Source organism: Pseudonocardia sp. P1, from assembly GCF_000178675.2.
Classification (GTDB): domain Bacteria; phylum Actinomycetota; class Actinomycetes; order Mycobacteriales; family Pseudonocardiaceae; genus Pseudonocardia.
Window position 1 is genome coordinate 22,919 of the sequence record NZ_ADUJ02000002.1, and the last position, 24,082, is coordinate 47,000.

The 24,082-nt window shown below is 69.2% G+C and carries 18 protein-coding genes and 1 pseudogene; 14 read left to right on the forward strand and 5 right to left on the reverse strand.

Features of this window, described 5'->3' with window-relative positions:
* Positions 1-4 precede the first annotated feature (4 nt).
* Positions 5-1,543 carry an acyl-CoA synthetase gene (locus tag PP1_RS29640; protein WP_010226716.1) on the reverse strand — a complete coding sequence of 513 codons (1,539 nt, stop codon included), beginning with the start codon at positions 1,541-1,543 and terminating at the stop codon, positions 5-7.
* A gap of 310 nt (positions 1,544-1,853) precedes the next feature.
* Between PP1_RS29640 and PP1_RS29645 the strand changes: the two genes are divergently transcribed.
* The 9 genes and pseudogenes from PP1_RS29645 to PP1_RS29685 all read left to right on the forward strand — a co-directional run bounded on the left by PP1_RS29645 (position 1,854) and on the right by PP1_RS29685 (position 13,493).
* Complete coding sequence (locus PP1_RS29645) at positions 1,854-4,184, forward strand: molybdopterin cofactor-binding domain-containing protein (RefSeq protein WP_010226723.1); 2,331 nt, start codon at positions 1,854-1,856, stop codon at positions 4,182-4,184.
* Positions 4,185-4,193: 9 nt separating this feature from the next.
* Positions 4,194-4,663, forward strand: a pseudogene (locus tag PP1_RS29650) ((2Fe-2S)-binding protein).
* Between the two features lie 517 nt (positions 4,664-5,180).
* Complete coding sequence (locus tag PP1_RS29655) at positions 5,181-5,708, forward strand: hypothetical protein (RefSeq protein ID WP_010226727.1); 528 nt, start codon at positions 5,181-5,183, stop codon at positions 5,706-5,708.
* A gap of 60 nt (positions 5,709-5,768) precedes the next feature.
* Positions 5,769-7,076 (forward strand): DUF1173 family protein, encoded by a 1,308-nt coding sequence (locus PP1_RS29660; protein WP_249266146.1) that lies wholly within the window; start codon positions 5,769-5,771, stop codon positions 7,074-7,076.
* A 94-nt stretch (positions 7,077-7,170) separates the two neighbouring features.
* Positions 7,171-8,172 carry a gamma-glutamyltransferase gene (locus PP1_RS29665; protein WP_075315338.1) on the forward strand — a complete coding sequence of 334 codons (1,002 nt, stop codon included), beginning with the start codon at positions 7,171-7,173 and terminating at the stop codon, positions 8,170-8,172.
* Between the two features lie 18 nt (positions 8,173-8,190).
* Positions 8,191-9,501, forward strand: coding sequence for an MFS transporter (locus PP1_RS29670; RefSeq protein WP_010226731.1), 1,311 nt, complete (start codon positions 8,191-8,193; stop codon positions 9,499-9,501).
* Between the two features lie 14 nt (positions 9,502-9,515).
* The gene (locus PP1_RS29675) at positions 9,516-10,538 is read left to right on the forward strand and encodes a LacI family DNA-binding transcriptional regulator (RefSeq protein WP_010226732.1); all 1,023 of its coding nucleotides are present in this window, start codon (positions 9,516-9,518) and stop codon (positions 10,536-10,538) included.
* 1,117 nt (positions 10,539-11,655) lie between these two features.
* Positions 11,656-12,792 carry an alcohol dehydrogenase catalytic domain-containing protein gene (locus PP1_RS29680; protein WP_083697415.1) on the forward strand — a complete coding sequence of 379 codons (1,137 nt, stop codon included), beginning with the start codon at positions 11,656-11,658 and terminating at the stop codon, positions 12,790-12,792.
* Positions 12,793-12,848: 56 nt separating this feature from the next.
* Positions 12,849-13,493, forward strand: a complete 645-nt coding sequence (locus tag PP1_RS29685; RefSeq protein WP_010226734.1) for a TetR/AcrR family transcriptional regulator — start codon at positions 12,849-12,851, stop codon at positions 13,491-13,493.
* A 651-nt stretch (positions 13,494-14,144) separates the two neighbouring features.
* Here PP1_RS29685 and PP1_RS29690 read toward each other — a convergent pair.
* Both PP1_RS29690 and PP1_RS29695 read right to left on the reverse strand, forming a co-directional pair.
* The gene (locus tag PP1_RS29690) at positions 14,145-15,149 is read right to left on the reverse strand and encodes a YdcF family protein (RefSeq protein ID WP_010226735.1); all 1,005 of its coding nucleotides are present in this window, start codon (positions 15,147-15,149) and stop codon (positions 14,145-14,147) included.
* A gap of 4 nt (positions 15,150-15,153) precedes the next feature.
* Entirely contained in the window at positions 15,154-15,987 is an 834-nt protein-coding gene (locus tag PP1_RS29695; RefSeq protein ID WP_050802260.1) for a CPBP family intramembrane glutamic endopeptidase, read from the reverse strand.
* Between the two features lie 199 nt (positions 15,988-16,186).
* Here PP1_RS29695 and PP1_RS29700 point away from each other — a divergent pair, with 199 nt between their 5' ends.
* The 3 genes from PP1_RS29700 (at position 16,187) to PP1_RS29710 (ending at position 19,705) form a co-directional block, all read left to right on the forward strand.
* A complete protein-coding gene (locus tag PP1_RS29700; RefSeq protein WP_010226743.1) occupies positions 16,187-17,974 on the forward strand; it encodes a DEAD/DEAH box helicase in 1,788 nt (595 codons plus the stop codon).
* Complete coding sequence (locus PP1_RS29705; RefSeq protein WP_075315336.1) at positions 17,971-18,507, forward strand: hypothetical protein; 537 nt, start codon at positions 17,971-17,973, stop codon at positions 18,505-18,507. Before PP1_RS29700 ends, PP1_RS29705 begins: the two co-directional genes overlap by 4 nt.
* Positions 18,508-18,592: 85 nt before the next feature.
* Positions 18,593-19,705, forward strand: coding sequence for an IS110 family transposase (locus tag PP1_RS29710; protein WP_083697246.1), 1,113 nt, complete (start codon positions 18,593-18,595; stop codon positions 19,703-19,705).
* Positions 19,706-20,029: 324 nt separating this feature from the next.
* Here the strand turns inward: PP1_RS29710 and PP1_RS29715 are convergent, their stop codons facing one another.
* Positions 20,030-20,254 carry a hypothetical protein gene (locus tag PP1_RS29715; RefSeq protein WP_075315334.1) on the reverse strand — a complete coding sequence of 75 codons (225 nt, stop codon included), beginning with the start codon at positions 20,252-20,254 and terminating at the stop codon, positions 20,030-20,032.
* Between the two features lie 331 nt (positions 20,255-20,585).
* On the opposite strand from PP1_RS29715, the gene PP1_RS29720 reads away from it, so the two are divergent.
* Entirely contained in the window at positions 20,586-21,842 is a 1,257-nt protein-coding gene (locus PP1_RS29720; protein ID WP_139324217.1) for a hypothetical protein, read from the forward strand.
* A gap of 128 nt (positions 21,843-21,970) precedes the next feature.
* Positions 21,971-22,336, forward strand: a complete 366-nt coding sequence (locus tag PP1_RS29725; RefSeq protein WP_010243716.1) for a hypothetical protein — start codon at positions 21,971-21,973, stop codon at positions 22,334-22,336.
* Between the two features lie 375 nt (positions 22,337-22,711).
* Here the strand turns inward: PP1_RS29725 and PP1_RS29730 are convergent, their stop codons facing one another.
* Positions 22,712-23,782 (reverse strand): hypothetical protein, encoded by a 1,071-nt coding sequence (locus PP1_RS29730; protein WP_010243714.1) that lies wholly within the window; start codon positions 23,780-23,782, stop codon positions 22,712-22,714.
* Positions 23,783-24,082 lie beyond the last annotated feature (300 nt).

The window sequence follows — 24,082 nt, forward strand, 5'->3', positions numbered from 1 at the left end:
TTTCTCATCGGGTGACGGCGGTCGCCGCCGACGTGAAACGAGTCCGAAGCTCCCGCTTGAGCAACTTGCCGGTGGCGTTACGAGGCAACTCGTCGACGACCTCGACCCGGCGGGGGCACTTGAAGTGGGCGATCCTTTCCCGGCAGAACGCGATGACCTGGTCGCCGTCCACCGTGGTTTGCGGGGTCGGCACGATCACGGCGACGATCATCTCGCCCCACTGCGGGTCCGGCGCACCGATGACCGCGACATCGGCGACATCCGGGTGGCGATGCAGCACCTGCTCGATCTCGATGGGGTAGACGTTCTCCCCGCCGGAAATGATCATGTCCTTCTTGCGGTCGACCAGGGTCACGAACCCCTGGTCGTCGCGCCGGGCCAGGTCGCCGGAGTGGAACCAGCCGCCGCGCATCGCTTCGGCGGTGGCCTCCGGCAGGCCCCAGTAGCCGGCGAAGACATTGGGCCCGCGCAGCACCAGCTCACCGACCTCGCCGGGCAGGACGTCCTCGTCGCGCTCGTCGACGATACGGACGTCGACGTGCAGGAACGGGCGCCCCACAGACCCGGCGCGGGAACGCACGAAGGCGGCCTCCAGCACGAGCGCGGCTGGGGCGAGCTCGGTCATCCCGAATCCCTCGACGAAGGTGAGGCCCTTGCTCTCGTAGAACTCGATCACTGGCAGCGGGCACGGTGCCCCACCGCAGAGCAGATATCGCAGATGAGAGAGGTCGTGTGAGTCGAAATCGGGAACCTGTGACATCGCAGCCCACATTGCGGGCACCATGAAGTGTACGGTGATCTTCTGGCTGGCGATGATGTCCAACACCTGGCGCGGGTCGAACTGGCTCGCAACGACTACCGTCCCGCCGGCGTAGAGCAAGGGCAGTGTAAACAGCGCGAGTCCGCCGATGTGGAATAGTGGCGCCACCGCCAACGTGGTGTCGGCGGGACGCAGCCCCTCCGCCGAGGTCAGCATGTTGACGGCATTCCATTCGAGGTTGCCGTGCGTGATCATCGCGCCCTTCGGGCGTCCGGTGGTACCGGACGTATACATGAGCATTGCGATGTCGTCTGTGCCGACCGTTTCCCCGCCGAACGGGTCAGTGTCGGCGTGGAGAGCTATGTCCTCGACCAGTTGCAGTCCGGTGCAGGCGGACTTCTCGGCTGCGGCCTTCGCCAACGGGGCAAAGGTAGCGTCGTGCACAACGACTGTCGGACGAGCGTCGTCGAAGATGTAGCCGACCTCCGGGGCGGACAGCCTGTAATTGATCGGCACTGCTACCGCTCCCGCCCGGGCCACGGCGAACAGGATCTCCAGGTAGTCAACGGAGTTCAGCCCGAGCAGCGCCACCCGGTCACCCCGCCGAACCCCCAGAGCGCGCAGCGCCGCGGCGCGCCCCCCGATCCGGCGCTCGAGCTCACCGTATGTGGTCTGTTCATCGGTGGCTGCGTCCACCAGAGCGACCGCTTCCGGGTCGCGCGCCCCACGACGTGCGATCCATTGGCCAAGACTCAGAGGCATGTCCAACTCCATCGTCAGCATGGGCCGTGGTGGAGCCCGCGACCGAAGTGACCGTACATCCGGTCAATCTGCTGGCACAAGCAACGCCCTGCAGAGGCTCGACCGAGCGGACCGTTGAACCCGGTCCGCGTCGAACCATCACCCCCGGCTCGGCGCCTGTCGTGCGCGATCCACGTCGGAGGACCGACCGACCGACGCCAGGACTACGGGCGAGGTGCTGGGTGTAACCCACTGCATGGGCCCCTCGTTGACCGCCTGTACGGTCAGCGGGCTTCGGCTCGCAGGTACGCCCCTTCCGCCGCGAACGGGGCCTCGATGATGAGGATCCGAGATGTCGCACTCTCACACTCAGCCACTTGCCGAGCGCACGATCGGTCGGCGCCGCTTCCTCGGCTATCTCCTTGCGGCTCCGACGCTCGTCGTCGCTGCTGAGGTGGGCCGGCAGACCCTCGTCGACAGCGCGCCGACAGCGTCGGCGGCCGCCTTCCCTTCACCGCCGCAGACACCCGAGGTCTACGACCTACTCGATGCGTTGCGCGATGAGATGCGGCCGTTCGCCAACCTGATCCGCGTCGAGGTCAACCGCGACGGCACCGTCTCGTTTGCGCTTCCGCGCTCGGACAACGGTCAGGGCATTATCACCTCCACGCAGATGATCATCGCCGAGGAGATGAACCTCGATCCGGACCAGGTGATCGTCACGCTCGCCGACGCCCGCCCGGAGCTGATGACCAATCAGGTCACTGGCGGGTCCAGTACTACGTTCACCACCTACACGCCGATCCGGGTGGCGGCCGCCCTCGCTCAGGGTCGGTTGCTCAACGCGGCCGCAGCCCAGCTCGGACAGGAGCAGGCTGTGCTCACGAGCCGACGCGGTCTGATCATCGGCAACAACGGCGAAGAACTTCCCTTCGGCTCCCTGACCGAGGCTGCTGCAAGTCCGGTGACCGAGGCAGTGGAGGTAGTACTCAAACCGCGCGAGGAGTTCACGGTTATCGGCACGCCGCATTCTAAGTCGGATGCTCTGGCAATGGTGACAGGCAAGAAGATGTTCGCCACCGACCTGCAGATCCCGGATGCGCTGCCGACGGTGATCTGCCGCGGTCCGAACTTGAACTCCGCGCCGCAGGGAGTCAGCAACATCGACGAGGTCCGGACCATGCCGGGCGTCACCGACGTCGAGCAGGTGTCTACTGGTGTCGCCGTGCGCGCGAAGACTTTCGGCCAGGCCGTCGACGCCGTCAATGCGCTGGACGTGGCCTGGGACGGCGGAACCGTCGAGGGCGAGAACGACAACTCAGTCCTGCGGAAGCTGCGCGCCGGGGAACTCCCGCTGGCGGTTCCCCAGGCTCTGGGAGAAACGGTCGAAGGCGACTTCGTCTTTTACTTCCGCAGCAACTCCTCGCTGGAGACAAACTGCGCTATCGCGGACGTCCGGAACGGTACCGCAGAGATTTGGGGGCCGGCGAAGAACCCGATCGCCGCACAGGCCGAGATGGCCAAGAAGCTTGGCATGACCCAGAATGCAGTCACATTTCACGTGGTCGAGGGCGGCGGGTCGTTCGGGCGCAAGCTATTCTTCGACGCGGCGCTCGAGGCCGCCGAGGTCTCGCAGACCATGGGGAAACCGGTCAAACTCATGTGGACCCGGGCCGACGACTCCCGCCAGGGTCGCGTACACCCAATGGCCACCACTCGTATTCGCGCTCAGGTGACGAATAAGGCCGTGTCGAGCTTCGAACTGCGCCATACCAGCGTGGCGACTGAGATCAACCCTGGCCTCGGTGATGGTCTGACCGCAGCGGCATTCCAGGCACCGCTTGCCAACCTCGCCCTGTCCGAGACGATCTTTGAACTGACTCAGGTCACTCCCTACCACTTCGGCGCCTCGACCCGCTTGCTCAACGAAGTGGACATGCGGTTCAACACCTCGTCGATGCGCAATATCTACTCACCGGACATCGCAACGGCCCGCGAACTGGTCGTCGATCAGATCGCCGCCAAGCTCGGGCAGGACCCTTACGAATTCCGATCGGCGTTCCTGAAGCTTGACCGGTGGAAATCAGTCCTGGATCGGGCAGCCGAGGAGGCTGACTGGGGAAAATCAATGCCGGCGGGCACTGCGCAAGGCATTGGGTTCCATACCGAGTATAAGGGCGCCACAGCCTGTGTCGTAGAACTTGACTGCCGCCCCGAAACCGTGAACCGGCAGATCCGCGAGGCCCGCACCGGGCCCCGTGTCACGAAGGTGACTTTCGTCATCGATATCGGCCTGATCATTAATACTCGGGGACTCGAAGCCCAGATGATGGGCGGCATCAACGACGCCATCGCGATGACGCTCACTTCAGGACTGCATCTCGACGACGGCCATTTCCTTGAAGCCAGCTGGGACAACTACTTCTACACTCGACAGTGGAACACCCCACCGGAGATGAACATCGTCCTCATCGAGGACTCCGAGTCCCCGGAGCCCGGCGGCGCCGGCGAGTTCGGTCTGGCGGCCACCTGTGGCGCGATCGCCTGCGCCTACGCCCGCGCGACGGGGACGGTTCCGACCGAGTTCCCGATCCTGCACAACGAGCCACTGCCCTTCGAGCCGTACCCGACCGTCCCCCCAATCCCCCCGTCGCCGACCAACGGTCGGGAGCTGGCTCGCTAGGAGCAACCGATGTCTGGGCACACCTTCGTGTTGAACGGCGAGCGCGTCACCGTCGAGATCGCGGACGACGTCGGCCTCCTGTGGGTCCTGCGCGACGTTCTCGGTGTCACCGGAGCCAAGTACGGCTGCGGCATCAACGTCTGTAAGGCGTGTACGAGCCACGTCAACGGCAATGCCTTCAACCCCTGCGCCGCACCGATCGGTGCGGCGCAGGGTCTGACGAGGTCACCACGATCAAGGGTCTAGCCGACGGCGACGCTCTTCATCCGATGTGACAGGCGTGGACCGACAACGATGTCGCGCGATGCGGCTACTGCCAGCCCGGCCAGATCATGGCGGCCGTCGATCTGGTCAACCGCTGCACTGCCGAAGGGCGATCGATCGATGACGCTGCCCTGGACGGGATCCGCAACATCTGTCGGTGCGGGACGTACAACCGCATTCGCGAAACGATCAAGACTGCCGCCGAAGCGATGTGACCATGCCGGGCCCAGTCCGGGCAGTCTCGGACACCCTCCGTCGCGAAACAACACTGCGGAACCGGAGTGAACTCGGGCAGCCTCGGTGGGGCCGGTTCCGGTCCCACGAGCACCCCGCCGATGTGGCCGGGAGCTTGGGCATGCGACTACATGGTGGGCCGGTTCGCGGCCTGGAACAAGATCGCCATCAGCAGGTCAGCGGTCGTGCACCTCGAGTGTCCGGCCGTTGTCGTGGCTACGCATATGTGTGACGGTGCGGGCGATCGCCTTCCACGCGCGCACGGCCTGAGTGGGCGGGGGAGGCTTGCGTTGGCCCGTCCACGGCCGGCACAGGTCGCGGGCTGCAGGTAGTGGGCGGCTGCCCGGCGGTCTCTAGCACCGATCGTCTGCTGCACTGGACACGCTGGCGCTGATTTCTACTATTCTGCTCGAAGCTCGGGCTGTGTCGGCTCGGGCGGCATGTGCGGCGAGAAGGGAGCGGTGGGTGGCGGCGGAGAGGACGCGGCGGTCACGCCGGGTGCGCGATGACGTGGCGGCGATGGTTGCCAAACGCGACCAGCTCGATCGCGAGCAGGAGCAGCAACGCCGCTTGGAGGAGTCGGCGTTCGAGCGCTACGCCCGGGCCCAGGAACGGATCATCGAGATCGAGCAGAGCCGCGACGTGGTGCTGGCCGAGCTGGACCGACGTCGCGAGGAGGCCGTCGCCGAGGCCGAAGCCGAAGCTGAGTCGATCGGCGCCCAGCAGTGCGCAGTGCTGGCGGAGCTGCACGGACGCCAGCGCAGCGCCGAGGACCTGGCGGCGATGTTCGGGCTTCCGGTCAAACGGGTCCGCACGATGCTGCGACGCACACGCGACGAGGCGACCAGCGGCGGTCAGGCACCGGTGGGTGCGATGTCGGACGATGACGACGCGGCCCACTCCCCCACCGAGGCGCCACCTGATCAGCCCCGGGGGGTCGACGGACTCCCCGGCCTGGCCAGCGGTCGCGCCCCGGTGCCATCAGCGGCGGGACCGGCAGTGGCACCAACGGTGGGACAAGGCTGATCAGCCATGTCCACGCGGCCCCACGAGTGCAGCGGCGACACGATGTGGCCGAAGGTGAAGATGAGGCCGGGTGGGAGCGGGAGCGGGCACCCGGACGGTTGCGGCGTCGCGGGCACGGACGGGCCGGGTGGCCGGCGCCGTGAAGGCGGTCGACCGTGGCAGGCGCCGCGGGGTGCCCGGGTCTTGTTGGCGGGGCGGTCGGTGTCGTTGGCCCGGTTCCGGGGTGATGCGCCGGCGCATCGGGCGTTGGCTGAGCGGGCGCGGGTCGTCGAGGGTTGCGGTTGGTGTCTGTGTGCCGAGCCGGCGCCGCGGTTGGTGATCCGTCGTCGCGGCGGGGTGTACTACCTGGCCTGTTGGCCGAGCGGCGGGTCCGAGCACGCGCCGGGTTGCGCGTTCCGCACCGAAGCCAGCGCGGGTGCTGCCGGAGTCGCCTCGCGCGGTGGTGTGCTGCGCGAGGACGACGGCGGCATCGCCTCGGTGAGTCTGTCGGTGCCGCTGCATGCCCCGGTCGCCGGCCATGGCGGCCGGCTCGAGTCGCCGGGCTCCGGCGGCGGCGCGGATGGGGCGGGGCGGGCCCGTATGGGGCTGCTGGGTTTGCTGCAGGTGCTGTGGGAGCGAGCCGGGTTGACGGTGGCGCCGGCGGGGCGCCGTGGGTGGGCCGAGTGTCATTGGCTGCTGCAGGCTGCCGCTGAGTCGGTGGTGGTCTCGGGGCGTCGGTTGGTCGAGTCCTGTTATGTGGTTCCGCCGTTCGATCCCGCGGATCCGGATCGGTATCGGCCCGCTTTCGAGCACTTCATCGACGGGCTGGGCACCCGCGACGGCGTGTCGCATCGGGGGCTGGTGCTCGCCGCGGTGCGGGGGTGGGCTGAGACCCGCTACGGGCACCGGATGGATCTGCGTCATCACCGGGTGCCCGTGTTCGTCTCGGCAGCACTGATGGCGCGGGTGCGCCACAGCGCTCCATCGGTGTTCGCGGCGGCGCGTCCGGCCGGCAGTGAGCAGGTGGTGCTGGCGTTGGTGCAGCGCAGCGATGCAGGCAACCTGTCAATGGTCTCGGCAGCGGTGATGTTGACCAACGCCGGGTTCGTTCCGGCGGATTCGTCGCACGAGGTCGTCATGGCCGATGCGTTGTCTCGGGCGGGGCGGGCGTTCGTCAAGCCGTTGCGCTACGACGGCGCCGCGGAGGTGCTGCCGGACTTCGTGCTGACCGACACCGATCCCCCGACGGCGGTCGAAGTGTGGGGCATGGCCGACAACGAGGACTATGTCGCGCGTCGGGACCGCAAGCGGCTGCTGTATCGGCTGCGCCGTACGCCGTTGATCGAGTGGGATCCCGGAGATCGGTTGCCGGACCTGACACGGCATTGAGGAAACACCGAACCGTCTCCGCCGCTCCCTACGACCATCGCCGAGGGTCCAGCTGCACCTGATCCGTGCCACGCGACGCGTTCGGGGACCTGCAGTGGTCGCCGGGTGCCGTAGTGGTCGGTGCTGGCCGAGACCTAGGGCACCGCCGAGCCGCTGCGCGCGCAGGCCGGGGCCTCGCCCGGGACCTGCTGGGCATCTTCGCCGAGCTCGCCCGAGCGGCTGGAGGCCAGGGTCGATCACGTCGGGTCAGTTCGCGCAGTGCGATCCGACCACGCTGCGGGACCTCGCGCTGGTGCTGCGGCATGCTTTCGCCGACCGCTATCACTGGCTGGGCGACCCGCAGGTCGCTCCCGTGCCGCTCGAGGGTCTGCTCGCACCGGGCTATGCCCGCGCGGTCGCGGACTCGGTGCGACGCGGCGAGGACGCGCCGCGCTGGCGCGATGGCGCGCCGTGGGCCACCTACGCCGCGTATGCCGCCCACGATCCGTGGCCCCATGATCCCGCAGTCGGGGACGCTCCGCTCTGGCGGCCGGGCGGGGGCAGCACTCCGGGCAGCGGAACGACGCATGTCTCGGCCGTCGACGCCGCGGGCAACGCCGTCGCCGTGACGCACACGGCGGCGAATCACTTCGGCAGCGGTGTCCTGTGCCCGCGCACCGGCCTGCTGCTGGACTCGGCGATGGCGTGGTTCAACGCCGCCCCAGGCGCCGCGAACAGCATCGGGCCGGGTGCTCGACCGCTGGCGAACATGGGACCGGTGCTGCTCAGCCGCGACGGTCGGGCGGTGGCCGCGCTGGGAGCATCGGGAGGTCGGCGCATCGTCAGCGCCGTCGCCCAACTCGCCATCGGCCTGATCGACAGCAGGGCAGGCGTGGAGGACGTGCTGGCGGTCCCGCGCCTGGAGGGCAGCGGCCGCGACCTGGTCGTCGATGAGGCCCTCGAGGGTCTGGGCGCCGATCTCGACGATCTCGACCCGGTCACCGTGGCGGCGTCCAACGAGCCATTCGCCATGGACTTCGCCCGCCCCAGCCTTGCCGGTTTCGACAACTCGGGCCAGCCGGTCTCGGCGATCTCCACCCTCCACTACAACGACTGATCACGGACGGACCGAATCATGGACATCGGGAGCAACCGGCCGACGCAGACCGGCACGCGCGTCTCGGGCACCAAGGCCTTCCTGGTAGCAGGCCTGGGGACCGCGCTGGAGTACTACGACTTCCTCATCTACGGGCTCGCTGCCGGGCTGGTGTTCAACCAGGTCTTCTTCCCGTCGCAGGATCCGCTCGTCGGCACCATGTACGCCTTTGCCGCCTTCGGAACGGGATTTTTCGCCCGCCCGCTCGGGGGGATCGTGATCGGGCATTTCGGCGATCGCATCGGACGCCGGAAGATGTTGATCCTCACCTTGGTCACCATGGGGGTGGCCACCCTCGGCGTCGGACTGCTGCCGACTTATGAACAGGTCGGGCTGCTCGCCCCGGCGCTGCTCGTCCTGCTCAGGCTGGTGCAGGGCTTCGCTGCCGGAGGCGAGTGGGGTGGAGCGGCGTTGTTCGGCATGGAGAACGCGCCTGCGAACCGGCGCGGACTCTGGGGCAGCTTCACCAGCGCCGGAATCGGGCTGGGCACCCTGCTCGGCACCGGGGTGTTCGCGCTGGTGAGCATCGGGTTCGACGGGGACCTGACCGGATATGCCTGGCGGATCCCGTTCTTGCTCGGTGGGGCACTCGTCGTGATCGGTCTGCTCGCCCGGCTCACCATGCCGGACGAGGAACCTGTGAGCACAGACCCTGACGCGTTGCCGAAGGTTCCGCTCGTCGAGGCAGTCCGGCGCCGGCCGCGAGCGGTGCTTCTGGGGCTCGGTGTCAGCTACGGCTACAACACGATCGCCTACATCGGTTTCACCTTCTTCCTGTCGTATCTGACCGGCATCGGGTACGGGGCGACTGAGTCGTTGGGTGGCCAACTCGCCTACAGCGCGGTCCTGTTCGCCTCGGCGCCGGTGTTCGCGCTGCTGTCCGACCGGATCGGGCGCCGGCGAACGATGGCGATCGGCGGGCTCGCCATGGGTGCGTTCCTGTTCGCGTACTTCCCACTGGTCGGTACGCTCGATGTGACGCTGGCTGTGCTGGCGTTCGCGGTGACCGGGCTGCTGACCGGCATCACCCAAGGCCCGATCCCCACCTTCCTCGGCGAGCAGTTCCCGGCACATGTGCGCTACAGCGGGATGTCGGTGTCGTACCAGGTCGGGGCGGCACTCGGTGGGGGCACCGCCTCGTTCGTCGCCACCGGGCTGCTCATCGTGACCGACCACAATCCGGTCTCGGTCGCGGTCTACGGTGCAGTCGCGATGGCCGTCCTCGTCGTCTGCTCCTTGGGGCTCGAGGAGACCGCGTTCCGTTCCACGGAGCAGATCAATCGGGGCTAGGCCAGGAGGTGAGTATGGCGACCGATGGTCCGACGCTGTCCGCGGTGGCCGATCTCGCGGGGGTGTCGGTCTCCACGGCCTCCCAGGTCTACTCGGGCCGCAGGCCCGTGGCGAAACAGACCCGGCGGCGGGTACTGGAGGCCGCGGCCGAGCTCGGTTTTCATCCCGATCGGGGTGCACCCGCCGTGGGGATCGTCATCCGGCCCTCCGAGGCCATCACCGGTTTCGTCTTCGGGACCGCCACGTTCTCCAACCTGGCCGGCGCAGTAGCGGTGGCGTGTCTGAACCGCGGCTGGTCGGTGTTCACCGCACGTGGCGCCGCCGACGTGCTCGGGCAGGTACCGCGGCTCGACGGCTGCGTCGTGCTCTACCCGGATGTGGGCGACGAGACGCTGGGGCTGCTGACCCGGCGTGGTGTCCCGGCCGTCTCGCTCGACCCGGACCCGGGTACCGGCTCGTTCCACTGGTGGTCGGGTGCCGACTATCGGGTCGCGATGACCAGGCTGCTCGAGCACCTCACCGAGCAGGGTGCGCGCCGCATCGCCTTGCTGGTCGGACAGACTGACAACGCGTACCGGCGTTCGCTGTTGTGGACCTATTCGGCGGCGGTGACCCGCCGCGGGCAGGCGCCGATCTTCAGGGTCGCGGACAACGCCGAGGGGCAGCTCTCGGCCGTCGCGGTCGCCGAGGACCTCCTTCGACGCCCGAACCCACCCGATGCTGTCGTCACCTCATCCAGTGTCTTCGCGGCGGGCACGTATACCGCAGCGCAGCGGGTCGGAATCGGCGTCCCGGACGACCTGATGATCGCGACCGCTACCGACGGACCGATCGCGGAGATGTCGCAGCCCTCGATCACGGGGCTGCGGATCGACATCACCGCCGCTGCTCACCGTCTGGTAGATCTGCTGGCGCAGCGGATGGGCGACCGCAGCGGCCCGCCGGCACATCGGTTGCTTCAGCTCGACCTCGTGGTGCGCGAGTCGACACGTCGCTGCTCCGAGCGTGGCCCGGAGGTTGCGGCGGACCCGGTGTAGGGCCGGAGGAGGGGCTGGGTGGAGTCCGTCCAGCCGAGCACCGGGTCGAGCGCCGAGTCGAGCGCCGAGTCGAGCGCCGAGTCGAGCTCGGCGGCCTATCGAGGCGGGCCGATGAAGTTCGGCTGGGTCGTCCCCCGCCTCGGGGACCCAGCAAGGCTGGGCAGACATTTCTGGCTCGGCCTGCTGCGCGCCTGGGTCACGGTCACGGTCCGGGCCGACAACCGGGTCATTGATCTCACCGCCGGCGGAGCCCGGATCAAGACTGTCCGCTCCCCCTGCACCGATGACCAACTCGCCACCCTCCCCACGACGGGAGGCCGACCCGCCACCGGTCGAACCCGACGGCACCGCCGAGGTCGACCCCACCGTCTCCCGCGCGTCGGCACGATCTGCCCGGGCGGGCGCTGGACCTCGCCGCGAAGCTCCTCGGCGGACGCGAGGGCACCATCCGCATCGGCGAGCAAACCCTGCGGATCGTCGGCCCCGAGGCCCGTGAGCTGCTGCGGACACGACCGAACCGAATCCGCTCAGCTACGACCGGGCCCGCCGACTGAGCGGCGCCCGACCCGCCGACCAGCACCACGCCTGTGCCTCGAGCCGATCACCCTCAACCGCCGGGTCTCGGCCGCCGGAACCATCGTCCTCGCCCGGCAACTCAACTCCTTCGGACACGACCACGCCCAGCGCGTGCCCGCCGCCCACGTCGCCGAACACACCAGCCCCGCCGAGATCGGTCATCTCAAGGCACACATGAGCGCACGGTTTCCTAGCCCGAAACGGCAACCATCACCCGGGGACAGGAAAGTCACGCATCAGGTGGGGGCCCCGGCAGCGCACTTCCTGCTCACTCCCTCGCACGAGGATCGCCTGCGCCGGCCCTGGTCGGGCTGATGCCTGTCGTGCGGCCCAGCATGATGCCCGCTGTTCGTGCCGAGTCTCCGTGTCCGCTGCCTCCAAAATCTTCCTTGACCGGACCTCGACGGCGGACGTGAGCCGTCGGGGCAACATGGCTGAGGTCACCCCTGCATAAAAAGATACGTCTTAGTATCGTTCAGTTCTAGCGCGAACCCGTGCGGCTGACGACGACCGTCGTCGAGTAGACCTACCGGCTCCCGAGGTGACCCTGAACATGACTGGAATCAACGTGGCCCGGTTGGTCGAGGTAGGCCGGCCTCTGCAGGTCGGCACTGCGACGAAGCCCGCTCCCGGCCCCCGAGAGGTTCTGGTCCGGGTCGCGGCGTGCGGCTTGGTCCCGAACTCAGACAACGTGGTGAACGGCCGGACTCCGTTCACGCTGCCCGAACTGCCGGCCATTTTCGGGCTCGACGTGTCCGGCACGATCGAGGCTGTCGGCGAACACGTGCTGAACCTCGCAGCGGGCCAGCGGGTCTATGTCGACCCGCATCTGGTCTGCGGGACCTGTCACCAGTGTCGGCGCGGACGTACGGATCTGTGTCCGAACGGCTGCCTACGCGGCTACTTCGCGTCCTCCCCGGGCGGAGCCAAGTTGCTGGGCCGCTACGAGTTCGGTGGGCTCTCGGAGTATGTCGTCGCCGAGGACCGCAACATCGCGGTCCTACCGGACTCGATCGACCTGGACACCGCAGCCCGGTTCGGATACGTGGGCACGTCCTTCGGGGCCCTGAAGAAGGGCCGGCTCGGGCCGTCGAAGACCCTGCTGGTCAACGGCGTCACCGGGACGCTGGGAGTCGCGGCGGTCGCGATCGCGCTGGGCATGGGCGCGACCCGCATCCTCGGCGTCGGTCGCAACCAGGCGCTGCTTCAGCGCATCAACGCCCTCGCGCCAGGCCGGATCGCGACGGTGTCCTCCGAGGACGGTGTCGATCTTCCCAAGTGGACGCTCGACCAGACCGATGGGCTCGGAGTCGACGTGATGTACGACTGCCTCGGGGTCGGCGGCGACGGCAACACCACCGACGCCCTGCGGCGCGCGGTCAAGGCAGGCGGAAGAACGATTCTTGCCGCCGGCGGCGTGGACGCAGACCTGACCGAAACCTACGCCGAGGCCATGTCCCGCGACACCGCCACGCTGGGCTCAGGCTGGTTCGACGCGGGCGAGGCCGACGAGATGATCGCCATGATCGGCGCCGGGATCATCGACCTGTCGATCCTCGAGCACAAGGTGTTCCCCTTGGCCCAGGTCAACGAGGCGTTCACGTTCGTCGGCGACCGCCCGGGCGGCTTCGCCAACGTTGTCGTCCGACCCCGACCCGACATCCACCAGGTCGACTGACAGCACGATGCCCGGGGCCGCCCACGACGCGATACTCCGGGGTCAAGGAGGGCTCCATGGGCTCCACACCGCCGACACCACGTCGTGGGCGCCCCCGCGCCGCCGACGCGGCGCAGGTCGCCGAGCGCGTCCTGGACGCGGCAGAGGAACTGTTCCTGCGCCAGGGCTACGCCCGCACAACCGTCGATCAGATCACCGAGGCCGCGCACGCCGGGAAGAACACCGTCTACGCTCGCTACCCGACCAAGGCCGCGTTGTTCACCGCCGTCGTCGAACGCTCCGGTCGCATCTTCGCCGTACGGACGGAGGCGGTCATGACGGGCACCGTGCGGGAACGCCTGATCGCCGCCGGGCTGGCTCTCGCGGATCAGACTCTGACTCCAGATGGCATCGGCCTGATGCGGGTGACCGCCGCCGAGGCGAACTCGTTCCCCGACGTCGCCCGCGAGGGGTTCGCCGTCGGCTTCGGCCAGTGCGTGCACCTGATCACCCGCAGTCTGCCCGACGACCGGCCCGGTGGTGGCGCCACGGTACTGGCGACCAGGCTCGTCGAGATGGCGTTGCATCCGCTCTACATGCATGCCTTCTTCGGGGCCGACCTCGCGGACCTACGAATCCGCGCACGGGACGACGTCCCCCGCGTTGTCGACGCACTGCTGAACCGGACCGACACTGATCCGGCTCGACCGTCGAACGTCTGAGAAGACGCGCCGCCCCTCATCACCCGGATGCGGACCGCGTGTGAGAGTCATTTGGCCTGTGCCCCAGCTGCTGCACCCTGGACAGTGGCCGCATCGGCGGCGGCGGTCTGTGCGGCAACGCGTTCGAGGTCGTCGGGGCTGGGTTCGGGGGTTAGCACGGCGATGTCGTACGCGGCTTCACCCCCTTCGTCCATGGGGATCGATGAGCCGCAGCCGTCGACTCCTGCGAAGCAGGTTGGGTGGCGAGGGGTCGCCGTGGCACACGCCTCCAGATACTCCGTCGGCGGGCTGTTCAGCGGAGCGGTGACAGGTGGCATCCGACGGGACGTTCAGCGGAGCGAGCAGGGCGTTTCGCGCGGGCGACCTCCGGTGTCCCGGTCGTCGGCCGTGTCAGTCAGGTCGAGCGTGGCTCGGTACGCGGCCCGGTATCAGCCGCAAAGCCCGGGAGGGGTATGTCAGCGTGTGGGAGGCTTGCAAGGTTGCAGGGAGCCGTTTCGGCCCTCGTCGGACGCCATGCCGGGCCCGCCCGTTCGCTGATCACCCTCGGGTAGTCGAGGGGCCACCTACCGGTCCGGCCGGGCACGACGTCCGGTTGAGTTCGGTCCTAGAAGATCCCTGTGGGGGCGCCACCGCCGTGAGCCTGCGACGGTGTCATCGCTCGGCACCGACCATGGCCCCGACCGCTACGAGAATCGCGGCGATCGCACCGTTGAGGAGCGGATGCGACGCCAGGATCGCGACGAACTCCCGGATCGTCGCGCTGGGCAAGTAGTAGCGTGCGGTCGGGGATCCGAGCACGTGCCCGTCGACGCCGGATTGCCGGGCCAGTAGCGCGGTACGGAAGACGTGGAAGTTGTTGGTCACCACGACACAGCGGTAGCCGGGCACCCGGTCGGCCATCAAGCGATCGGTGAAGGTCAGGTTCTCCAGGGTCGTGCGGGAACGGTCCTCGCGCAGCACGGCGTCCTCCGGCACCCCCTGCTCCAGCAGGTACCCCGCCATCGCCTCTGCCTCGGCGACGGGTTCGTCGGGTCCGCGACCGCCGGAGGTGACCAGCACGGGGTCGTTGCCCGTACCCGTCTCACGCTCACGGAGCGCGATGGCCCGGTCCAGGCGGCTCCGGAGCAACGGGGTCACCTTCCCCCGGATCAACCCGGCCCCCAGCACGACGACGAAGTCCACGCCCGGACGCGCTGCGAGCCGGCCGTAGACCACGGCGTAGGTCAGGAAGGTGCAGAACAGGAAGGCCACGTAGACGGTCAGTAGCAACAGGGCGATCGTGATCGCCCCGAGCACGTGGCCGTCGTCGTACAGGGTCGCGACGGGCAGGGCCAGCACGACGATGCAGGCGAGCCCGGCGAGCAGCGACATCAGGTTCGCCGGTCGGCGGCCCTCGCGGCGCAACATCGTGATGCCGTTCGTGAGCAGGAAACCGGCCAGGACGACGATCGCGAGGAATCCCAGCGCGAACGTGAGGAACGTGGCGATGTCGAACAGCTCCGGTGGCAACCGGTAGATCTCACCGAAGACCGCGAGGGTCAGGCAGCTCAGAGCGATCCCGAGCAGCACTGCGTTGCGGAAGCGGCGCCGCTCCCGGACCACGCCGAGCACGAAGAGCAGGGCGAACAGCGCCGCGAGCAGATAGAAGATCCACACGGGCTCAGGCCGCCGCGGGCGCGGCCCGACGAGCGCTCCGCCGCAGCAGGAGCGCCGTGACCACCGCATAGCAGAGCACGGCAGCGACGAACACCCAGATCAGGTCTCCGGCGCCGACGCCGGAACCGTCCTGCTCGCTGCCCGGCTCGCCGGCCGATGGGATGGACTGCGCGGCGTTCCATGCGGTGTGGAAGGCACACGACATCCACAGCCCGCCCGGCCCCAGCGCGATGAACCCGAGCAGCACCCCCAGCGCGAAGGTCGCGGCCACGTACCCGGCGCTCGCGCCCGGGTTCAGCCCATGGCTCAGACCGAACACCAGGGAGCTGAGCAGGACGGCGGGGTAGGTCCCGAGGTGGCGCAGCGAGCCCATCAGGTAGCCGCGATACACCAGCTCCTCGGTCGAGGCCTGCACCGCGGTGACCGCCAGCAGGCCCACGGCGAGCCCGAAGCCGGGCCCGGCAGGGTCCCCGGCGTCGTCGCCTCTAACGCCGTCACCCACCACCGACCCGGCCACGCCCATGATCACGTTGGTGAGCAGCAGCAAGGCGACCGCCAGCACCGCGCCGACGAGCACCGATGGGAGCGGGCGGCGCACCGGGTGCGGCCGGAGGTCGGTCAGCGGCCGTCGTTCGGCGAACCGGAGCCACAACACCAGCGCGAGCAACGCGGCCAGGAAGGCGGTCAGGTCGAAGGCCGCCGACTCGGCGACGCCCCCACCCTCCAACCCGTACACGGGGCGCAGGGCCCGCCAAAGCAGCTGCCCGAGCGCGATGACGGCCACCGCGACGACGACCGCCCGAACCACCCGCCAGCCGCGTGCTGCGGTATCGGCCATGCCCGCCTCTCCCCAGTTCCGGCGGACGGTCCATCGTGGACCGGCCCGGTCGCCGGCGAAAGTACCCGGGCGCGTGGCCCGGGCGGCCCCAGCGCACTCGATCGAGCGGCGCGACCACACGGCCGAGACCACAATGGCCCGCCTCCCGGGCCGACAAGGGATGTGCGTGACAAGGCGTTCGCCTGCTAAGCAGGGTCGTGTGCGGGGGCTGCAGCTGTGTTTTCTGGTCGAGCGGGAGATGTTCGCGTGGTGGGGCACAGCGGATCCGGCCGTGGCGCCGGAGGCGCTCGGCCTGCCGGTGGCGGCCGAGCGGGTCCGGATCGCTCGTCCGGACGGGGGCCGGATCACCGACGGCCCGATCGAGGTCGCGTTGACCGAGCCACGACAGACCCTGACGGGGTTGCGTGACTCCCGACCGGGCGAGGGGTGGGATCACTCGGTGCTGGCCTGGCGGCACCTGGCCGGGCCGCTCCTACAGGACGCAGACGTCGACGCGTCCGTGCTGCCGGTGGCCGGTCACGCCGGGGTAGGAGGCGACGGGGCGACGATCTGGTCGGCCGAGGCCGCTGTCCGGGCGGTGCGTCGCGCTCTGCCCGGGGGTGGCGAGGCCGGCGAGGCGTGGGCGCAGCTTCGCCCGTACCAGCGGGTCGGTGCGCGCTGGTTGCTCGAGCGGATCGAGGAGTGCGGCGGCGCGGTACTGGCCGACGAGATGGGGTTGGGCAAGACCGCGCAGGCGATCACGGTGCTGGCGCAGAGTGCGGGTCCGCATCTGGTGGTGTGCCCGACCTCGGTGGTCGCCACCTGGCGCCACGAGTTGGCCCGGTTCGCGCCGGGGATCGTCGTCGTCGAGCACGCTCGCGGCGCCGTGGCCCCGGCACACGGTGTGGTGATCGCGACCTACGGGATGCTCGCCCGCGACGACGTGCTCGGCGCCCAGGAGTGGGGTGTCGTGGTCCTCGACGAGGCGCAGAACATCCGCAATCCCGCCACGGCTACGGCACGGCGGGCCCACGGCCTGGCGGCGCGGGGCCGGGTCGCGTTGACCGGCACGCCGGTGGAGAACCGCCTCGACGACCTGTGGTCGCTGTTGGCGTTCACGACACCGCAGGTGCTGGGGTCGCGGACGGTGTTTCGCCGGCGCTTCGCCACCGCGAGCCACGCCGGGGCTGCGGCGACACGGCTGCACACCCTGGTGCGGCCGTATCTGTTGCGGCGGCGCAAGAGCGAGGTCGCCGCCGAGCTCCCGCCACGCATCGACCTCGGCCACGAGCTGACACCGACGCCGGAGCAGCACGAGCTCTACACCGCCGTCCTGGACGAGGCGTTCGGGCGCGGGCTGGGCTCGGGTTCGGCTCGGCGCGGTCATGTCCTGGCGCTGCTGACACGGCTCAAGCAGATCTGTGTTCATCCGGCGCTCGCCGGCGCCGAGGACCTCGAGTACAGCGGGAGATCGGCCTCGTTCGACCGGCTCACCGAGCTGGTCACCGAGATCGTCGACAACGACGAGGCCGCGCTGGTGTTCACCCAGTACCGCACCGCGGGTGATCTGCTGGTGAGCCGCCTGTCCGATCGCCTCGGGATGGCGGTGCCGTTCCTGCACGGCGGTCTCAGCCGCCCGGCACGCGAACGCCTCGTCGCCGAGTTCTCCGGCGGTGCCGGTCCGCCGGTGCTGATCCTGAGTCTGCGCGCGGCGGGAACGGGACTGACGCTGACCCGAGCGACGCACGTGCTGCACCTGGACAGGTGGTGGAACCCTGCCGTGGAGGCACAGGCCTCGGATCGCGCTCACCGGATCGGCCAGACGCGTCCGGTCACCGTGCACACCTTCACCACCCGCGGCACGGTCGAGGAACTCATCGCCGAGCTACACCGTGGGAAGGCCGGTCTCGCTGATGCGGCGCTGGGCCAGGCCGAGGCCTCGACCGTGGGGTCGTTGGCCGGTCTCGGTGACGATGCCCTGCGCGCGACGCTGGAGGGCGCACGATGAACGAGTTCGGGACGACGGCGTGGGGGCGGGCGTGGTTGCGCCTGGCCGAGCCGGTGTCGGTGTCGCGGCCGAACCCGGCGCTGCCCAAGGCGAGGTCGCTGGCCCGTCGGGACCGGGTCGGTGCGCTGGTGCTGGAGCCGGGCCGGATCACCGGCACGGTCGACGACGGCAGTCCGCGATCTGTGGAGCTGGTGTTCCCCGCGTGGCCGGACACCGTCGGTGTCGACGCGGGCGCGGCACTGTCGGAGGTTCTGGTCGAGCGGCTGGCCGCGGCCGGGACACCGGTTGCGCCGGGCCACGACGAGCTGGTGGCGACGTGCGGTTGTACGCACCGCTCGGGGCACTGCCGTCACGTGTGGTCGGTGTTGTTCGAGACGGCTCGCCGGGTCGACGAGGACCCCGAGGTCGCGTTGCGGCTGCGCGGTGCGCCCCGAGCACCGGTGCGGGTCGACTCGGACCGGATCCCGATCAGCGCGCTCGATCCGGAGGCCTTCTTCGTCAGCGGGCTGGCCCGAGCCGAGGGGTCGGCCTAGACCGTATGAAAGGCCGGCGCCTCGCTCGTAAGTTGGCGCGGGTCACCGTCAGCGGGTGGCGGTGCCGCAATTACGGGAGGCGCCGGTGTCTGGAGAGGGTACGTGGGTCGGGCTCGACGTTCACGCTCGTTCGGTGGTCGGCTCAGCCATCGACGAGGCCAGCGGGGAGATCTCGACTCGGCGGGTCGGGCCGCGGACCGAGCAGATCGTGGAGTGGGTCCGGAACCATCCGGGGCCGGTGATGGCCTGCTATGAGGCCGGTCCGACCGGGTTCGGCCTGGCCAGGGCTCTGGCCGCGGCCGGGATCGCCTGTGAGGTGGTGGCGCCGTCGAAGCTGGAACGCCCGGCCGGTGACAAGGTCAAGACCGACCGCCGTGACGCGGAGCGGCTGGCGCGGCTGTTGCGGATCGGGGAGCTGCCCGCGGTGCGGGTCCCGACCGAAGCCGAGGAGGCTGCTCGGGATCTGGTTCGGGCCCGCGAGGATGTCCGCACCGATCTGATGCGGGCCCGGCACCGGCTCTCGAAGTTGCTGCTGCGCCAGGGACTGGTCTGGGACGCCACGGCCTGGACCGGGGCGCACGAGCAGTGGCTCCGTGGGCTGCGCTTCGACCGCCGCGGCGTGCAGCTTGCTTTCGACGAGGCCTTGGACGCGGTGTTCACCGTCGGGGCACGGCGGGATCGTCTCGACGCCGCGATCGTGGAGATGGCCGAGACCGCTGCCTTGGCCGGGCCGGTGGGGCGGCTGCGCTGTCTGCGTGGGGTCTCCACCCTGACCGCAGTCGGGCTGTGTGTGGAAGTCGCCGACTGGCACCGGTTCACCGGCGCCACGATCGGCTCCTACCTCGGTCTGGTCCCCTCCGAGGCCTCCTCCGGGGCCCGACGGGTGCAGGGCCAGATCACCAAGACCGGGAACACCCACGCGCGTCGGCTGCTGGTCGAGGCGGCCTGGCACCACCGCCGTCCACTACGGACCAGTCGGGAGCGTGCACGGCGGGCCGACGGCCAACCCGCCATGGTCCGAGACCGGGCCGAGGCCGGAAACCGCAGACTGCACCAGCGATGGACCAGGCTCGACCGGCGCAAGAAGCGGCCCACGATCTCGGCGGTCGCGGTCGCCCGCGAGCTGGCCGGCTGGTGCTGGAGTCTCGCCGTGCTCGACGAACGCACCCCAGAATCCACAACGACTCCGCCGGGCTAACCCCGGCGCGGCACCACAGACCCCGGCGGGGTCCGGGCAGGAGCAGGCAGCGCGAGGAGCGACCCGCGACACAGCTATGAGCAGCTCAGGTCCCGCGACCACGATCGCGGACCCGGGGCGACGCTCGACCCTAGACTCGCGGACAGCTCCCGACGGATATCCGGTCATGCGGTAACCAACCCGCGCATATCAGCCTGACCGCGCGTCGCGACGACATGCCTCCACCAGCCCGGACCCGCCGGACCCATAGCCACCCTGACCAGCAACGATGCCGAGCCATCGAGGCCAACTCTCCCTGCCCACTTGACAGGAAAGGCCTCCATATCAGCTGTCGTACTCCCCGGCCGCGACACGGCGAAGAAGCTCCCGGGCCGGGACGGCGGTGCTGTCCTCGGCGGCGGGTTCGGTCTCGGGCGGAACGGTCTCGGCGAACTCGTGTGAATCGCCGAGGTGTCGTGGCGGGACTGTGGTGGCGTCGTCGACGACCGGGCTCTGGTCGTGGGGCTGTGTGCCGTCATCGATGATGAGCAGGTAGTCCACGAGGCTCATGGGCGACCTCCTTCTCACAGCCAGGTGGTGGGGATGCGCTGCCTCGGTCGGCGCCCGCACCGTGTGATCGACGGTAGCCGATGTCGACCGGCACGGTCGGGCGATCATGTGGTGACGGTGACGAGTGATGAGACGAGCAGGGCCCGTGTCGCCCTCCCTCGGAGTCGGCGAGCGGGTCACCGCGGAGGCAGCGGAGTTCTGGCCCGTTTCGGAGGAGTCCACACACGACACTTGGCATTCTCGTCTGGCACAGGGAAGATACGACGCGATGGCGGGGGCACAGAAAGTACACGGACAGTTACGAACCGCTGTTGTGGCTTTGACAGCGGCGGTGATCGTCGTGCTGGCCGGGTGCTCCGGCGATGCCGAGCCTTCTGCAGCAGAAGGCGGGTCCGATCGGCCCTCCAAGGCCGCACCACAGGCCTTCGACCCGCCGACGGACTTCGGAGCACCGGTGGCGTTCATGACCCGCCGGGACGATGCACAGGTTCCCAGCGTGCGGGTACTGGACGGGCTCGCGGGGTGGACGGTCGGCTCGGGCGGGCTGGTACGGGTGGACTTCCCCGCCAATGTGGTCGGGCCAGGGGTTTTCCCAGACAACGCTCTCGACCCGACTGTCGACCTCGACCGAGGATCGGGCATCACCTCTGAGCAGATCGGCAATCCGGTCGTGGCCGCCACGCCGGTCGGGCGGCTAGCCGTGGCGGCGTTCCCGGTCGAGATCGCAGGCCGGGGCACGACTCCCGGCGGACCGGCGATCGAGCTGGTCGGCGCTGACTCGGCCACGGGAGCCAAGACGCTTTCGGCGACGGTGCCGCTGCCCGCCGGCTCCTCCCCCGGGTTCGATCCGCTGGTCCACTACGTGGGTGTGGTGGGCGTCGAAGGTTCGACGGCGGTGGTCACGGCGACGACCAGCGAAGGTGGATTCACCGCTGCTGTCGATCTCGGCACCGGGGAGACGATGTGGACGGCTCCCGACCTCACCGGCCGGCAGGTCGTCGACGGCACGGTGATCGTCTACCGCCACGATTTTGCCTCCCCTGAGATGCGCGGCTTGTCGCTGACCGATGGTGCTCAGCGCTGGGCGGGTGGCCCTTCGGGAAAGGCGTTCCCGATCGGGGAGCGTCTGGTTCTGGTCAGTGACAACACGGGAACAGCTGTCCTGGAGGCCGCCACGGGAGCCCGGGTCACCACGACGCCGCTCGGGGAGGATCAGAAGAGCTGGCGGTGCTACTACGACCAGCGTTCGATCACGGTGTGTCAGCTCGATCAATTCGGTAAGCCGTATGCAGTGGTGGGGCTCGACGAGTCCGGTGCCGAGCTGTGGCGGATCGTGGCTCGTTCCGGCGGCGATCGGGTGCCGCCGACGGTCACCGCGACCTGGCACGGAGCGGTTTATGGCCACACCCCCGACGGGGGTCCGGTCGTGCTCGATGGTCAGACCGGTGCCGACCGGACTCCGGCGGCGGCCGCCGCGCCACTGCTGGTGAACGAGTACTTCGGTATCGCTCCGGCTCCCGCCGAACCAGGGAAGGTGCCGGACTACCGGTGGTACTCCGAGCTCGCCGCTTTTCCGTCCACAGCGTGAGCCTCGGCAGCGACACGACACATCCCGTTACCCGGAGCGTGCGCCCGGTTCCCCGAGCGGAGAAGATCTCGATGACGCCTACGCGCTCGACTCGGTCCCGTCGACAGGTCGCCGGGACACGGCGGGTCGTGGCGGCTGTGCTCGTTGTGGCAGGCCTAGCCTGCCTGACCAGCTGCGGGGGTGCCACCACCGATCTCGCCGGTCAGTGGGCGGGGACTTGCTCGCCGTCACCGCAGGACTCGATCCTGCGGTTTCCGACCTCTCTCGAGCTCGATGACAGCAACGTGTCGATGACGGTGCAGTACGCCAACCCGGAGACGGAAGATGTGGCCGCGCAGGGCACCTACGAGACGGTCGGAGACACCATGACGCTGGACATCGGTCAATCAGAGCCCGTTACGGCGCGCTACACGATCGATGAGGACCAGCTCGTGCTGTCGACGCTGAAGCTCGAGCTCACTACCCCGTACTGGTGCACGTTGATTCGCGGTTGACGAGCCGAGGCTCATCGGCGGTGGGGCAGCCGGCCGGTGATGCCGACCTGCGCGGGCACCGCGGGTCCCTGGCCGGGACGCGTCGGGGCGCCGGTGCCGTGGTGTAGGCCGCAGCGGGCGAGGAGCCGACAGAGGGTTCTGGCGGCGCCGAGCAGGGCGGAGGGGGCCCTTCTTCGCCACGGCGCCGACAGACTCGGACGCGAGCAGCTGCCGGAGACGAGGTGCTCGGGCCGCGGCGCTCGCCCGCTGCAGTATCCGGAACCGGACCCTGCTGCGCGACCCAACTGCAACACCGCACGCACGCCTGCAGACGCCGTCAAGCCACCTTGAGGTCTGCTCTGCTCGGTCCGACCTCGTCTGAATGTCAGTACCCGATCACTGTGTGCCCATGACCTCGTCTCGCAGCTCAGCCGCCTGGTCCGAGGTGATGACACCTTGTGCAAGCAGGGTCCCGATCCGCTCCAGCTTCCCCAGCCTGTCACCCTCGTCGCGAGCCGCGAGCTCGGGTCGCGCGACAGCCCGCTGCTGCTGCAGCTGATCAGCGGTGGCGTTGATCCTGCCCGCGATCGACCGTGGAGTGCCGACTCGATCCGGGGCCACCGCGACGGTGATCGACCATTCGGGATGGCTGATGGTCATCGACGCCGTCCGGTTGTCGTGTTGCTGCTTCTTCTGAAACGCCAGCCCGGGGATCAGCGCTGTGCCCGGCAGGACAGACCCGATCATCATTCGAGTCATCGTCGGCCGGTGTGAGACGACGACGTTGCCGTCGAGGTGGACCGCCGCGGAGACGAAGGCGTCCATCGGGTAGACCCGCTGGCCGTGCAGGAGCCGATCGCTGAGTGCCGTCACTGCCTCGCCGCCGCGCGTCGCCTCGATGACGCCGAGCAGACGGGCTCCGCGCCTGATCAGCCCCTTCCCGTGGTCGCGGTCGATCTGCTGCTGCAGCCACTGCCGCACTTCAGGCCGTGAGAGCAATGACGCGCGCTTGGCGAGCCCCAGCACGTCGCGGAGGAAACCTTCCTCTCGGAGCAGCTCTCCCGCTTCTGCCGCGGCAGCTGCGGACGCGAGTAGACGGCGAGCGTCGTCGTGGACCAATGGGACCTTGGCCGGGGTCGCCGCCGTTCCGGAACCGTACGGGGTGAGACCTTGGCGCCGCGCTGCCGCGACGACCTCGGGGGGACCTGGCCTCCGCATGAGCCCGGCCAGTGCGGCGTCGAGGGCGTCGGCGTCTGCTGCGTGCAGGAGCTGAGTCATGAACACGTCTTCACCGGCGGTGGTCTGCACCCGAACGCGGGGTGTTCCACCGGCAAACCGCCGAAGGCTGTACTCCGCGATCTCGTCGACCAGGACGTGGCGTTTCAGGTACTTCCGATATTGATCTGTGGTGTCGCCGACGACGATGCGGGCGTTCGTGATCGCAAGGAAGTTCGTGATCGAACGCATCCCGTTGGACCGGAACAGCGCTCGCACGGTCTCGCCGTCTGCTGCTGCGTCACGAATGTGGAACAGAGCCTCTGTGGCGATCTTGTCGGCCTTGTGTCCCAGGACTGGATGGTTGTCCTCACTCGTGTCGCCCTCGACGGGTGGGTCCAGATCCGCGGAGGCGGCCTGGGACTCGTCCGGCGTCGGAGGATGCTCGTCAGGTGCGATCGATTCTCCGGGCGCCCTCCAGAACCGCCAGCCCTCGGGAGCGGGGCCCCATCGTGGATCAGGCTGCCAACCCGGTGGTGGTGCCCACCCTTG

What these genes read in the sequence shown, in the direction of transcription:
- PP1_RS29640 (WP_010226716.1), bottom strand. Translation starts at nt 1,543, where the DNA reads ATGCTGACGATGGAGTTGGACATGCCTCTGAGTCTTGGCCAATGGATC.
- PP1_RS29645 (WP_010226723.1), top strand. Translation starts at nt 1,854, where the DNA reads ATGTCGCACTCTCACACTCAGCCACTTGCCGAGCGCACGATCGGTCGG.
- PP1_RS29660 (WP_249266146.1), top strand. Translation starts at nt 5,769, where the DNA reads ATGAGGCCGGGTGGGAGCGGGAGCGGGCACCCGGACGGTTGCGGCGTC.
- PP1_RS29670 (WP_010226731.1), top strand. Translation starts at nt 8,191, where the DNA reads ATGGACATCGGGAGCAACCGGCCGACGCAGACCGGCACGCGCGTCTCG.
- PP1_RS29675 (WP_010226732.1), top strand. Translation starts at nt 9,516, where the DNA reads ATGGCGACCGATGGTCCGACGCTGTCCGCGGTGGCCGATCTCGCGGGG.
- PP1_RS29685 (WP_010226734.1), top strand. Translation starts at nt 12,849, where the DNA reads ATGGGCTCCACACCGCCGACACCACGTCGTGGGCGCCCCCGCGCCGCC.
- PP1_RS29695 (WP_050802260.1), bottom strand. Translation starts at nt 15,987, where the DNA reads ATGGCCGATACCGCAGCACGCGGCTGGCGGGTGGTTCGGGCGGTCGTC.
- PP1_RS29705 (WP_075315336.1), top strand. Translation starts at nt 17,971, where the DNA reads ATGAACGAGTTCGGGACGACGGCGTGGGGGCGGGCGTGGTTGCGCCTG.
- PP1_RS29715 (WP_075315334.1), bottom strand. Translation starts at nt 20,254, where the DNA reads ATGAGCCTCGTGGACTACCTGCTCATCATCGATGACGGCACACAGCCC.
- PP1_RS29730 (WP_010243714.1), bottom strand. Translation starts at nt 23,782, where the DNA reads ATGCGTTCGATCACGAACTTCCTTGCGATCACGAACGCCCGCATCGTC.